Origin of the sequence: Oceanisphaera psychrotolerans (genome assembly GCF_001870485.1) — a bacterium.
In the GTDB taxonomy this organism is placed as follows: Bacteria; Pseudomonadota; Gammaproteobacteria; order Enterobacterales; family Aeromonadaceae; genus Oceanimonas; species Oceanimonas psychrotolerans.
Genome location: NZ_MDKE01000005.1, coordinates 55,252 through 68,344 on the forward strand (window position 1 = coordinate 55,252; position 13,093 = coordinate 68,344).

At 58.1% G+C, this 13,093-nt stretch carries 15 protein-coding genes; 12 read left to right on the forward strand and 3 right to left on the reverse strand.

The genetic code is table 11. The annotated features are described in order from the left end of the window. From BFR47_RS02130 to dinB, 9 genes are all read left to right on the forward strand, one after another. On the forward strand, positions 1–1,344 hold the full coding sequence (locus BFR47_RS02130) for a Na(+)-translocating NADH-quinone reductase subunit A (RefSeq protein WP_071471539.1): 1,344 nt from the start codon (positions 1–3) through the stop codon (positions 1,342–1,344). A 3-nt stretch (positions 1,345–1,347) separates the two neighbouring features. Next, positions 1,348–2,586, forward strand: coding sequence for an NADH:ubiquinone reductase (Na(+)-transporting) subunit B (locus BFR47_RS02135; protein WP_071471540.1), 1,239 nt, complete (start codon positions 1,348–1,350; stop codon positions 2,584–2,586). Next, the gene (locus BFR47_RS02140) at positions 2,579–3,349 is read left to right on the forward strand and encodes a Na(+)-translocating NADH-quinone reductase subunit C (RefSeq protein WP_071471541.1); all 771 of its coding nucleotides are present in this window, start codon (positions 2,579–2,581) and stop codon (positions 3,347–3,349) included. Before BFR47_RS02135 ends, BFR47_RS02140 begins: the two co-directional genes overlap by 8 nt. Continuing rightward, positions 3,342–3,974: an NADH:ubiquinone reductase (Na(+)-transporting) subunit D gene (locus tag BFR47_RS02145; protein ID WP_071471542.1), complete on the forward strand. Its 633-nt coding sequence runs from the start codon at positions 3,342–3,344 to the stop codon at positions 3,972–3,974. The genes BFR47_RS02140 and BFR47_RS02145 overlap by 8 nt, the downstream gene beginning before the upstream one ends. 3 nt (positions 3,975–3,977) lie before the next feature. Further along, positions 3,978–4,574, forward strand: coding sequence for an NADH:ubiquinone reductase (Na(+)-transporting) subunit E (gene nqrE / locus BFR47_RS02150; RefSeq protein WP_071471543.1), 597 nt, complete (start codon positions 3,978–3,980; stop codon positions 4,572–4,574). Between the two features lie 26 nt (positions 4,575–4,600). Further along, positions 4,601–5,824 carry an NADH:ubiquinone reductase (Na(+)-transporting) subunit F gene (nqrF, locus tag BFR47_RS02155; RefSeq protein WP_071471544.1) on the forward strand — a complete coding sequence of 408 codons (1,224 nt, stop codon included), beginning with the start codon at positions 4,601–4,603 and terminating at the stop codon, positions 5,822–5,824. 6 nt (positions 5,825–5,830) lie between these two features. After that, the gene (locus BFR47_RS02160) at positions 5,831–6,865 is read left to right on the forward strand and encodes an FAD:protein FMN transferase (protein WP_071471545.1); all 1,035 of its coding nucleotides are present in this window, start codon (positions 5,831–5,833) and stop codon (positions 6,863–6,865) included. 1 nt (position 6,866) lies between these two features. Next, on the forward strand, positions 6,867–7,091 hold the full coding sequence (gene nqrM / locus BFR47_RS02165) for a (Na+)-NQR maturation NqrM (protein WP_071471546.1): 225 nt from the start codon (positions 6,867–6,869) through the stop codon (positions 7,089–7,091). Between the two features lie 87 nt (positions 7,092–7,178). Then, entirely contained in the window at positions 7,179–8,234 is a 1,056-nt protein-coding gene (dinB, locus tag BFR47_RS02170) for a DNA polymerase IV (RefSeq protein WP_071471547.1), read from the forward strand. Positions 8,235–8,248: 14 nt separating this feature from the next. On the opposite strand, the gene BFR47_RS02175 is transcribed toward dinB, so the two are convergent. The 3 genes from BFR47_RS02175 to BFR47_RS02185 form a co-directional block, all read right to left on the reverse strand. Further along, positions 8,249–8,428, reverse strand: a complete 180-nt coding sequence (locus BFR47_RS02175) for a hypothetical protein (protein WP_071471548.1) — start codon at positions 8,426–8,428, stop codon at positions 8,249–8,251. Positions 8,429–8,568: 140 nt separating this feature from the next. Further along, complete coding sequence (locus BFR47_RS02180) at positions 8,569–8,895, reverse strand: hypothetical protein (protein ID WP_071471580.1); 327 nt, start codon at positions 8,893–8,895, stop codon at positions 8,569–8,571. A gap of 144 nt (positions 8,896–9,039) precedes the next feature. Then, positions 9,040–10,497, reverse strand: coding sequence for an aminoacyl-histidine dipeptidase (locus BFR47_RS02185; RefSeq protein ID WP_071471549.1), 1,458 nt, complete (start codon positions 10,495–10,497; stop codon positions 9,040–9,042). A gap of 332 nt (positions 10,498–10,829) precedes the next feature. Here BFR47_RS02185 and gpt point away from each other — a divergent pair, with 332 nt between their 5' ends. The 3 genes from gpt to proB all read left to right on the forward strand — a co-directional run bounded on the left by gpt (position 10,830) and on the right by proB (position 13,085). After that, positions 10,830–11,300 carry a xanthine phosphoribosyltransferase gene (gene gpt, locus BFR47_RS02190; protein WP_071471550.1) on the forward strand — a complete coding sequence of 157 codons (471 nt, stop codon included), beginning with the start codon at positions 10,830–10,832 and terminating at the stop codon, positions 11,298–11,300. Between the two features lie 169 nt (positions 11,301–11,469). Further along, on the forward strand, positions 11,470–11,868 hold the full coding sequence (crl, locus tag BFR47_RS02195; RefSeq protein WP_071471551.1) for a sigma factor-binding protein Crl: 399 nt from the start codon (positions 11,470–11,472) through the stop codon (positions 11,866–11,868). A gap of 113 nt (positions 11,869–11,981) precedes the next feature. Beyond that, entirely contained in the window at positions 11,982–13,085 is a 1,104-nt protein-coding gene (gene proB, locus BFR47_RS02200; RefSeq protein WP_071471552.1) for a glutamate 5-kinase, read from the forward strand. Positions 13,086–13,093: the final 8 nt, after the last annotated feature.

Genomic DNA, 13,093 nt, shown 5'->3' on the forward strand with positions numbered 1-13,093 from the left:
ATGATTACAATTAAAAAAGGACTGGACCTCCCGGTTTCCGGGGCCCCAGAGCAAGTAATCTACGATGGCCCTGCCATCAAACGTGTTGCTACGCTGGGCGAGGAGTTTGTGGGCATGCGCCCTACCATGCACGTCAAGGTAGAGGATCGTGTCAAAAAAGGTCAGGTGATCTTCGAAGACAAGAAGAATCCAGGCGTTAAGTTCACAGCTCCCGCCGCTGGTACCGTGGTTGAAATCAACCGTGGTGCCAAACGTGTACTGCAATCGGTCGTGATTGCCGTCGATGACAGCGAAGAACAGATTACTTTCTCAAAATACGCTTCCGCTGAACTTTCCAAACTGGAACCTGATACTGTCCGCGAACAGCTGGTTGAATCCGGCCTGTGGACGGCGCTGCGCACTCGTCCCTTTAGCAAGGTACCTGCCGTCGGTTCTACTCCTCGCTCCATCTTCGTCACCGCCATGGACACCAACCCGCTGAGCGCCAATGCCGAACTGATCATCAAGGAAAATGCGCAAGCCTTTACCGATGGTCTGCAGGTACTGAGCCGGTTGACCGAAGGCCAGGTGCACGTCTGTAAGGGCGAAGGCAGTCTGCCTCAGGCTCAGGCCAGCAACATCACCGAACAAGTGTTCAGTGGCGTGCATCCTGCCGGCCTGCCGGGCACGCACATTCACTTCATCGATCCGGTCGTGGCCGGCAAGGTGGTCTGGTATATCAATTACCAGGACGTGATTGCCTTCGGCAAGCTGTTCACCACCGGTGAGCTGTTTACCGACCGCGTGGTGGCGCTGGGTGGCCCGGTGGTACAGAAGCCGCGTCTGCTGCGTACCCGCCTCGGTGCCTCTCTGGAGGAGCTGACCGCCGGTGAACTGCAGAATGGTGAGAGCCGTGTTATTTCCGGTTCCGTGCTGTCCGGTACTACCGCCAATGGGCCTCACGCCTATCTGGGTCGTTACCACCTGCAGGTGTCGGTACTGGCCGAAGGCCGCGAGAAAGAATTTATGGGCTGGCTGGCGCCGGGTGCCAACAAGTTCTCCGTGACCCGCGCCTACCTGAGCCACCTGACTAAGGGCAAGCTGTTCGATCTGACCACCACCACCAACGGTTCCGCCCGTGCAATGGTGCCGATCGGCAACTACGAGCGCATCATGCCACTGGATATTCTGCCGACCCTGCTGCTGCGTGATCTGCTGTCCAATGATACCGATAGCGCCCAGACTCTGGGCTGCCTGGAGCTGGATGAAGAAGATCTGGCGCTCTGTACCTATGTGTGCCCGGGCAAGTACGATTACGGCCAGGCCCTGCGTCAGTGTCTGACCAAGATTGAGCTAGAGGGCTAAGTAATGAGCTTGAAACACACTCTGGAAAAGCTCGAACACCATTTCGAGCCGGGCGGCAAATACGAAAAGTTTTACGCCCTGTATGAAGCGGTCGCAACCGTGCTCTACACCCCAGGCATGGTGACCCGCAGCGGTGCCCATGTGCGTGACAGCATCGATCTGAAGCGCATCATGATCATGGTCTGGATGGCGACCTTTCCGGCCATGTTCTTCGGCATGTACAACACCGGTGGTCAGGCGATCAGTGCTCTGACCAACCTGTACAGCCCGGCTGAACTGGCGGCGGTCATCGATGGCAACTGGCGCTATGGTCTGGCGCAGAGCCTGGGGGCCACCATGGGTGAAGGCGCAGGCTGGGGCAGCAATATGCTGCTGGGTGCGACCTACTTCCTGCCTATCTACCTGACAGTGTTCCTGGTCGGTGGCTTTTGGGAAGTGCTGTTCGCTTCCGTGCGCAAGCACGAAGTGAACGAAGGTTTCTTCGTGACCTCCGTGCTGTTCGCCCTGATTGTGCCCGCCACTCTGCCCCTGTGGCAGGCGGCGCTGGGTATCACCTTCGGCGTGGTTATGGCTAAGGAAATCTTCGGCGGTACCGGCAAGAACTTCCTCAACCCGGCCCTGGCCGGCCGTGCCTTCCTGTTCTTCGCCTATCCGGCCGAGATTTCAGGTGACACCGTCTGGACTGCCGTTGACGGCTTCTCCGGTGCGACTGCTCTGGGCCAGTGGGCCAGCGGTGGTCAGGCTGCGCTGATGGACGTGAACAGCGGCACCCTGATCAGCTGGATGGATGCCTTTATCGGTAACATCCAGGGCTCCATCGGTGAGGTGTCTACCCTGGCTATCCTGCTGGGCGGCCTGTTCATCATCTATCTGGGTATTGCCTCCTGGCGTATCGTGGGTGGTGTGATGCTCGGCATGGTGGTGACAGCGACCCTGTTCAACATCATCGGCTCCGACACCAACAGCATGTTCAGCATGCCCTGGTACTGGCACCTGGTGCTGGGTGGTTTTGCCTTCGGCATGATGTTCATGGCGACCGACCCGGTGTCTGCTTCCTTTACCAACAAGGGTAAATGGTGGTACGGCGCGCTGATCGGCGTCATGGTGGTGCTGATCCGTGTGGTTAACCCGGCCTTCCCCGAAGGCATGATGCTGGCCATTCTGTTCGCCAACCTGTTCGCCCCCTTGTTCGACCACTTCGTGGTGCAGGCCAATATCAAACGGAGGCTGGCTCGTGGCTAAGAAAGAAACTATCGGCAGAACCTTTGCCGTGATCGGCGGCCTTTGTCTGGTTTGCTCTGTGGTGGTATCCGGCGCAGCAGTATTGCTGAAGCCGACCCAGCAGCGTAACCAGGCCCTGGACGTACAGACCAATATCGTTGACGTGGCCGGTCTGGGCCGTGCCAATGTGGCGGAAAACTACGAGCGCTTTATCGATGCTCGTCTGTTGGACCTGACCACCGGTGAGTTCTCGGACAAATCGGTACAGGGCTACAACCAGCGCAACGCGGCCAAGGAGCCGTCCACCAGCATCAAGCTGAGCCCGAGTGATGATCCGGCCGGTATTCGCCGTCGCGCCAATCTGGTGCCGGTGTATATGGCCAAGGACGAAGACGGCGAGCTGGACAGCATCATACTGCCGATCCATGGTCAGGGCCTGTGGTCTACCATGTATGCGTTTGTCGCCGTTGCACCCGATGGCAACACCATCAAGGGCATCACCTACTACGAGCAGGGTGAAACCCCCGGACTCGGCGGTGAGGTGGAAAACCCCAACTGGCGTGCCCAGTTTGTCGGCAAGAAGCTGTTTGACGACAACGGCCAGCCGGCGCTGAAAGTGGTGAAAGGGGGAGCCCCCGAAGGTGCTCCTTCCAGCGTAGACGGCCTGTCTGGCGCTACCCTGACTTCCAACGGCGTGCAACACACCTTTGAATTCTGGCTCGGTGAGCAGGGCTTCGGTCCTTTCCTGGCCAAGGTTCGTGAAGGAGAGCTGAACAATGGCTGATAAAGCTGAAATGAAAAAGGTTCTGTTCGGTCCCATCATCGGCAACAACCCCATCGCCTTGCAGGTGTTGGGTATTTGTTCGGCGCTGGCGGTGACTTCGCAGATGCAAACCGCCTTTGTTATGTCGCTGGCAGTGATTGCGGTAACGGCGTTTTCCAACCTGTTTATCTCGCTGGTTCGTAACCAGATCCCGAACTCGGTGCGGATTATCGCCCAGATGGCGATTATCGCCTCTCTGGTTATCGTGGTGGACCAGATCCTCAAGGCGTATGCCTACGACATCTCCAAGCAGCTGTCGGTATTCGTGGGTCTGATCATCACCAACTGTATCGTGATGGGACGCGCCGAGGCCTACGCCATGAAGAGCCCGCCGATGATGTCCTTCCTGGACGGCATCGGTAACGGCCTGGGCTACGGCCTGATCCTGCTGGTGGTGGCGACCGTCCGTGAGCTGTTCGGTTCCGGCACCTGGTTCGGCATCGAGATACTGCCGCTGATCAAGAACGGTGGCTGGTATCAGGCCAACGGTCTGCTGTTGCTGCCGCCGAGTGCCTTCTTCATCATTGGTGGATTTATCTGGGTACTGCGTACCTTCCGTCCGGAACAGGTGGAGGCGAAGGATTAATAAATGGAACATTTTCTGAGTTTATTTGTTCGTGCCGTCTTCATCGAGAACCTGGCACTGGCCTTCTTTCTGGGGATGTGTACCTTCCTGGCGGTATCCAAGAAGGTAAAAACCTCGTTCGGTCTGGGGGTTGCGGTAACGGTGGTACTGACCATTTCGGTACCGGTTAACAACCTGATCTACAACTTCATCCTGAAAGATGGCGCCCTGGCCGAAGGGGTGGACCTGAGCTTCCTGAACTTCATTACCTTTATCGGGGTAATTGCGGCTCTGGTTCAGATCCTGGAAATGCTGCTGGACAAGTTCTTCCCTGCGCTCTACAACGCGCTCGGCATCTTCCTGCCGCTGATCACCGTAAACTGCGCCATCTTCGGTGGCGTGTCGTTCATGGTACAGCGGGACTATAACTTCGCCGAGTCCATCGTCTACGGCTTTGGCTCCGGCATTGGCTGGATGCTGGCAATCGTATTGCTGGCCGGTTTGCGCGAGAAGATGAAGTATGCGGATGTACCCGATGGTCTGCGCGGTCTGGGGATTACCTTTATCTCCGCCGGCCTGATGGCTCTGGGCTTCATGTCTTTCTCTGGCATATCTCTGTAACCCCAGTGATAGAAAAGGAATAATCGATGGAAATCATTCTAGGCGTGGTCATGTTCACCGTGATCGTGCTGGTCCTGGTAAGCGTTATCCTGTTTGCCAAGTCCAAGCTGGTCGCGGAAGGGGATGTGACTATCAGCATCAACGACGATCCCGACAAGGCCATCACCACCGGCGCCGGCGGCAAGCTGCTGGGCGCCCTGGCGGCCAACGGTATCTTCGTGTCTTCTGCCTGTGGCGGCGGTGGCTCCTGTGGTCAGTGCCGGGTGCGCATTCTGGAAGGGGGCGGTGAAATTCTGCCTACCGAACAGGATCACATCTCCAAGCGCGAAGCGCGTGAAGGCGAGCGTCTGTCCTGTCAGGTCAACGTCAAGCAGGACATGAAAATCGAGCTGCCGGAAGAAGTGTTCGGCATCAAGAAGTGGGATTGCGAAGTTATCTCCAACGATAACAAGGCGACCTTCATCAAGGAACTGAAGCTGAAGATCCCCAACGGCGAAAGCGTGCCTTTCCGTGCCGGTGGTTATATTCAGATTGAAGCGCCTGCCCATCACGTCAAGTACAAAGACTTCGATGTGCCCGAGGAATACCGGGAAGACTGGGACAAGTTCAAGATCTTCGAGCTGGAGTCCAAAGTAGACGAGGAAACCATCCGCGCCTACTCCATGGCCAACTATCCGGAAGAAGAAGGCATCATCATGCTCAACGTGCGCATCGCGACCCCGCCGCCACGTAACTGGAGCGCGCCTCCGGGCAAGATGTCTTCCTACATCTGGTCGCTCAAGGCCGGTGACAAGGCCACCATTTCCGGTCCCTTCGGTGAATTCTTCGCCAAGGATACCGATGCAGAAATGGTGTTTATCGGTGGTGGTGCCGGTATGGCGCCGATGCGTTCGCACATCTTCGACCAGCTCAAGCGTCTTAACTCCAAGCGCAAGATCAGCTTCTGGTACGGTGCCCGTTCCAAGCGCGAAATGTTCTATGTGGAAGATTTCGACGGTCTGCAGGAGCAGTGCGAGAACTTCCAGTGGCATGTGGCGTTGAGCGATCCTCAGCCCGATGACAACTGGGACGGTTACACCGGATTTATCCATAACGTGTTGTATGACAACTATCTGCGGGATCACGAAGCTCCCGAAGATTGTGAATACTACATGTGTGGTCCGCCGGTGATGAACGCCGCCGTGATCTCCATGCTCAAGAACCTGGGCGTTGAAGACGACAACATTCTGCTGGATGACTTTGGTGGTTAAACACTGATGATGTCTTATGTAACTAAATGGCTGGCCCCCCTGGGGCTGGCCTTTTTATTGGTCGCCTGTAAACCGGCGACGGTCGAGCATCCCCAATTGCATCTGACCGGCAATACCATGGGTACCTACTATTCGGTCAAGGTGGTGGGGGCCGAAGAGTCCCGGGCCCAGGTATTACAGGCGGAGATCGACCGCCGGCTGGAGCGGGTCAACGAGCAGATGTCCACCTATCGGGAAGACTCGGAGCTGAGTCGCTTCAATCGGTTCGGGGAGCCGACCCCTTTCAGGGTGTCGGCGGATACCGCCCGGGTGGTCACGGCGGCGCTGCAATTGGGACGAATGACCGAGGGGGCGCTGGATGTCACCGTGGGCCCGCTGGTCAACCTGTGGGGCTTTGGTCCCGATGCCCGTCCAACCCGGGTGCCCAGCTTGCAACAGTTGGCACAGATTCGTGAACGAACCGGACTGCAACATCTGCGGGTGACAGTCGATAGCGAAGCGGAGTACCTGTACAAACAGTTGCCCGAACTCGCCGTGGATCTGTCGGCCATCGCCAAGGGGTTTGGCGTGGATGTGGTATCCGAGTATCTGGCGGAACAGGGACTGACCGATCATCTGGTGGAAATTGGTGGTGAGGTACGGCTCAGTGGCCTCAATGCCCATGGCCAGCCCTGGCGGATTGCGGTGGAAAAACCGGAAACCGGTAGTGGCTCGGTACAGCAGGTGATTGCCATCGGTAACAGTAGCGTGGCGACCTCCGGCGACTATCGCAATTACTACGAGCTGGACGGGCAACGGTTGTCTCACACCATCGATCCCCAGACCGGCCGGCCCATTACCCATCAGCTGGCGTCGGTGACAGTGATACATCCATCCTGTATGATCGCCGATGGACTAGCGACCGCGCTGACGGTCATGGGTACCGAGCGAGCCCTGGTGTTTGCCGAGCAACATCAGCTGGCAGTCTATCTGCTGACCAAGACCGATGAGGGCTTCAGAGTGGATATGACCAGCGCCTTCAAGAAGTATTTAAGAGGTTGATATGCTGTATTTTCTGATTACCTTTGGTGTCTTTGCGCTGGTGATTTTTGCCATGGCCATCGGCTATATCGTGCAGCGCAAGACCATTGCCGGCTCCTGTGGCGGTCTTGGCAGCATCGGGGTGGAAAAAGCCTGTGACTGCCCGGATCCGTGCGAAAGCCGCAAGAAAAAAATGGCCAAGGAAGAAGCCCGCCGACAGATGCTGGAAGAAAACCGGATCATCTAACCTCCGGGATTGGGGACGGGTGATTAGGGACTGGGGGCGCTGTGATCGAGTCCCGAATCCCTGATCCCCAATCCCCGCTTTGCCCTCATGCGGAAGATCATTCATGTCGACATGGACTGCTTCTTTGCGGCAGTAGAGATGCGTGCCCATCCGGAGTGGCGCGATATTCCGCTGGCCATCGGTGGCAGCGCCAGCCGGCGTGGCGTCATCGCCACCTGCAACTATCCGGCCCGGGCCTATGGCATCCGCTCGGCCATGGCCAGCCATCAGGCGCTGCAACGGTGTCCGCAACTGTTACTGGTTCCGGGCAACATGGCCGAGTACAAGGCGGTCTCAAGACAAATCCGGGAAATCTTTCATCGCTATACCGATCTGGTCGAGCCGCTGTCGCTGGATGAAGCCTATCTTGATGTGACCAACAGCTCCCTGTTCGGCGGCAGCGCCACCCGTATTGCGGAAGATATTCGCCGTACCATCGAGTTTGAGCTGCAGCTGACCGCATCTGCCGGCGTCGCTCCCAATAAATTGCTGGCCAAAATCGCCTCGGAACAAAACAAGCCGAACGGACTCTTTGTGTTGCCTCCCGCGGCGGTGGCCGATTTTGTGCGTGACCTTCCCTTGTCCTGCATTCCCGGCGTGGGGCGCAAGACCACGGAAAAACTCAAGGCGCTCGGGCTGGAGCACTGTGGTCAGCTGAGAGAGGTGGGCGAGCAGGAGCTGGTGCGTCGTTTTGGCAAGTTTGGGCAATTGCTGTGGCTGCGGGCGCAGGGGATTGACGAGCGTCCGGTACAGACCGAGCGGGTGAGGAAGTCGGTGGGGGTGGAAACCACGCTAGCGGAGGATATCCATCATCTGGAGCAGGGACGACAGGTACTGCTGCGGTTGTGGCCCGAGCTGATGCGCCGGCTGGCCGGACGGACAATAAAGGGACTCTGTCTCAAGCTGAAGTTTGACGACTTTAATCAGACGACGCTGTCTCGTCGGTGCCTTTGCCCACAACCGGAATTAGCCGAGCAGCTCTGTGCCGAAGGGTGGGAGCGTGCCAGAGGACGGGGGATCAGGCTGATAGGAGTCAGTGTCGAGTTATATCACGAAGGCAATGAGCTGGCTGTTCAGGGGGAGCAGCTGAACTTCAACTGGTAGTCGGCGGGTTGGTGTCAGGACTTGTGCGGTTCGGTCTCGTCCGGCGTCACGGCGAGGGTAGCATCCGCATCGGTAGTGCTCTTGGCTGCTACCTTGGTGGTTTGCTGGGCTTTGGCCACTATCGTATCGGCCGAAGCGGCTTCCAGATAACCGGCACTCAGGGCCAGAAACAGGGCAATGGATGTTGTTTTCATGTTGAGGTTCTCATTAAGCTTTGAAGTCTAACTATCTTAACATATTGAAATAAAATGTAAAATCAGACTGGCTCTGTGCCGGCAAAGCCGAGCCGTCAGGCGATGGCCGGGAGAGCCTTGCCGGGTCTCAGGAGGGGCTGTTATTTCAGCCGATCTTCTTCAACGAATTGCCAGCCGTGATTGGCGGCAGGCGATACCGGCTGCGAAGCCGCCGGCGGTGGGGCTATCACCACGGTGGTGCCGTTGGACGGACTCTCCAGTGCCGGGCTGTCGCGGCCGTCGTCCGGTGACGTTGCCGTGATACGGGCCGGTGCTTCCTGTCGTCTGTCGTCCTGAATCCCGGGGGCCAGCTTGCGGGTTTCATCCAGCACCTCACGGCCAAAATCGATGATACCACTGAAGATATTACCGGCCATTGCCGGCGTGGCCAGCACGGTCAGCAGCAAATAGAAAGGGGCGCTTTTCATGGCGGTTGCCTCCATTGAATTATTCCAGAGAGCATAAGCCAAATTGCGTCCCTTGAATACCGAATGCGACGGCCGAGGGTCGGTTGCTGACGCGGTAAGCCGGGAGGCGTGAGGTGCAAGACACTCCCTTCACGCCTCGGGTTGTTACCGTTCGGGTATTTGCTTCAGCACCCGTACCAGCAATTGCCAGAAGCGGGAAACCGCTTCGATGTGCACCCGTTCGTCCGGCGAGTGGGCGCCCTGAATGGTCGGCCCGAAAGAGACCATATCCCACTCGGGGTAAGCCGCCTTGAACAGGCCGCATTCCAGCCCGGCGTGGATCACCTTGACCTCGGGCTGCACGCCAAACAGCGCCTTGTGGGTATCCAGCAGCAGCTGCATCACGGCGGAGTCCGGATCTGGCTGCCAGCCGGGATAGGCGCCGTCAAAGTGGCAGTCGGCGCCGGCCAGGCGAAAGACCGCCTGAGTCTGGCCGGCGACCCGCTCCCGGCCCTCATCACTGAGTGAACGGATCAGGCACTGCACATGAATATGCTTGGCTTCGGTGCTGATGACCCCGAGATTGGTGGAGGTTTGCACCACATCCCGCATGCTGCGGCTCATTTCCATCACCCCATGGGGGCAGGCGAACAGGGCGGCGCTCAGTCGCTGCTGCAACGCCGTGGTCATGACTCGCGCGGGCAACCCGGCCGGGGTCAGTTCCAGTGCAATAAAATCATCGACCCCGGCAAATTCGCGCCGGTATTGCTGTTGGCGTGTGTCGACAAGCCTGGCCAGTGTTTCCATTGCATCGGCGGGCAGGGTCAGCAGGGCGCTGGCTTCCCGGGCGATGGCATTGCGCAGGGTGCCGCCGTTCAGCTCGGCCAGGCGAATGGTTTCATGCTGGCCGATATCCATCAGCAATTCGGCCAGCAGCTTGTTGGCGCTGGCACGGCCCTGATGAATGTTGATGCCGGAGTGACCACCGCGCAGGCCGGAGATGGTCAGGCGCAAGGCCTGGTGTCCGGTCGGTACCGGCTCTTGCTCGTAGGGCAGGGTGATGTTGGCGTCGACCCCGCCGGCGCACCCCATGTAGACATCACCGTCCTGCTCGGAGTCGGTGTTGAGCAGTATCTCGCCCTGTAACAGCCCCGGCGCCAGGCCAAAGGCACCGGTCATGCCACTTTCTTCATCGATGGTCAGCAACACCTCCAGTGGGCCATGCTGCACCTTGTCATCGGCCAGCACCGCCAGGCAGGCGGCCAGGCCGATGCCGTTATCGGCACCCAGGGTGGTGCCCCGGGCCCGCACCCAGGCGCCGTCGATATAAGGTTGTATCGGATCCTGCGTGAAATCATGTTCGGTGTCGGCATTGGCCTGGGGCACCATGTCCATATGGGCTTGCAGGATCACACCTTTACACCTTTCCAGCCCGGCGGTGGCGGCCTTGCGGATTATCAGATTACCGATGGCGTCCTGTATGACTTCCAACCCCTGGCTGCCGGCCCAGTCGGCGATCCATTGGCGCACCGCGGCCTCGTGGCCGGACGGATGGGGAATGCTGCACAGGGTGTCGAAAAATTGCCACAGCAGGTGAGGAGAAAGCTGACGAATAGAGGACATGGGATACCTTGTTCACGGAGCCACGGGATAAGGCGACAGCTTAACGCGCTCTTGTTCCGGTTATCCATTCATTAAATGTCGGCGGGCGATAATCCTGACCGACATCACGATGGGCAAGTGTTCCCCCAGCCCGGGTCCTGTAACCGGGGTCGAATAAAGCTCGGGCAATAAAAAGTTGTAACTCTGGTCAAGAATGGGAGTGATCTCTATAATGCGACCATTGTTTGCTCGTTGTCTGGCTGAGGCTGGCTGCCTATCGGCGGTGCCTGAAACACCGCAACGGGCAGCGGTGTCCATCTTGTCTTGAAAGCTAACACCCAAAGGTTCTTTTTATGTCCAACAAATTCGTCGTCACCTGGGACTCCTTTCAGCGCGAAACGCGTAAGCTGGCCGAGCGTCAGTTACCTGCCAGTCAGTGGAAGGGCATTATTGCGGTCAGTCGTGGTGGCCTGGTACCGGCCGCCATCATGTCGCGGGAACTGGGGATCCGTCATGTCGATACCCTGTGCATCTCCAGCTATGACCATGATCAGCAGCGTAGCGATCTGCAAGTACTCAAGCATGTGGAAGGCGATGGTGAAGGCTTCCTGATCGTCGACGATCTGGTGGACACCGGCAACACCGCCAAAGTCATTCGCGAGCTGTATCCTAAAGCCAAATTCATTACCGTCTTTGCCAAGCCCAAAGGCGAACCGCTGGTCGATGACTTTGAAGTGCGAGTCGGTCAGGATACCTGGATTGAGCAGCCCTGGGACATGGGGGTGGTTTTTGTTCCGCCGTTGTGCGAACAGGACAAGGTGTAATAAAACAGGCTCCTCGGGAGCCTTTTTTATTGATGCTCGAGGTGAATGATGACGGTGTTTGCCGGGGTCTGCAGCCCGGTGCTGACGTTTTTTACGGCAAGGACGGCAGGCGGCCTTTACCCCCGCTTAAAAAAAACGTTACATATAGTTAAGTTAACAGGGAGGTTGCATGACCACAGACACGGTTACTCATCGTAAGTTAGTGCGTAAATTTACCGCTATCGGTCCCTATCTGCGGGAGGCGAAGTCGAATGAATCGGAGTATTTCTTTGACTGTCTGGCGGTCTGCGCCAGTGCCAAGGCACTGCCGGAAGCGCGGGAGTTCTGGGGGTGGTGGCTGATGCTGACGACCGAGGACAGCCAGAATTTCGAGTTTCATTACCAGCTCGGTTTCTTTGATGCCAGCGGGCAATGGCAAGAACGGGCCTTGCCCAAAAAGCACGAAGCGGAGGTTGCGCGCACGCTGCGTGATTTTTACGATAAACTCGGTAGCTGTATGAACAGCCTGTCACTCAGTATTCGCCCTTCTCCCGCACTGGGAAACAATCATCTGCTGAGCGCAGCCTGAGCCGGCATTCTCTGCGGCGATGGCCGTTATTACCCGTGGCCCGGGTGTGCCTCATTTTATTATCTTGCCGGCTTTGCCGGCATTGCTGTTAGTAAGGAGCCGCAGGGCGTTCCATGAAAGGCAAAACCATCGTTGTAAAACTGGGCACCAGTGTGCTCACCGGCGGCACCCGTCACCTGGACCGGGCTCACATGGTAGAATTGGTGCGTCAGTGCGCCAGTCTGCACCGGGCCGGCCATCATATTATTGTGGTCACCTCGGCAGCCATTGCCGCCGGGCGTGAACATCTGGGCTTTCCCGAATTGGCCAATACCATGGCCAACAAACAGATGCTGGCCGCGGTAGGTCAGACCCAGCTGATCCAGAACTGGCAGTCATTGTTCAACCTTTACGGGCTGCACGTGGGCCAGATCCTGCTGACCCGGGCCGATCTGGAAGACCGGGAGCGTTACCTTAACGCCCGGGATACCCTGCGCGCCTTGCTCGATAACCGTATCATTCCGGTGATCAACGAAAACGATGCGGTGGCCACCAACGAGATCAAGGTGGGAGATAATGATAACCTGTCTGCCCGGGCCGCCATTCTGGCCGAGGCGGATCTGTTGATCCTGCTGACCGATCAGAAAGGGCTCTTTACCGCCGATCCCCGCCACGATCCCAAGGCGCAGCTGATTGAAGAAGTACAAACCATCGATGACACCCTGCGCAAACTGGCCGGTGGCAGCATCAGCGGCCTGGGCACCGGCGGCATGGCCACCAAATTGCAGGCGGCCGACGTGGCCCGGCGGGCCGGCGTCGATGTGGTGATTGCCACCGGGCAGGTACCGGAGGTGATCGGACGACTGGCCGAAGGTGAGCGTATCGGCACCCGTTTCCCGGCATTGGCCACGCCACTCGAAAGTCGCAAGCGTTGGATCCTGGCCGGCCCTCCTCCCCACGGCGAAATCCATATCGATGCCGGGGCGGCCAAGGCGGTACGGGAAAAGGGCTCCAGCCTGCTGCCCAAAGGAATCGTGCGCATCGAAGGGCGCTTTCGCCGAGGTGAGGCGGTACGTATCGTCAATACCGAAGGGCGGGAGCTGGCGCGAGGTATCTGTCGTTACGATGCACTCGACCTGAACCGAATCAAAGGACAACACTCAGAGCAGATCACATCACTGCTGGGCTACGGCTACGGAAACGTGGCCATTCACCGCGACGATCTGGTGCTCTTGTAGGAGAAAAT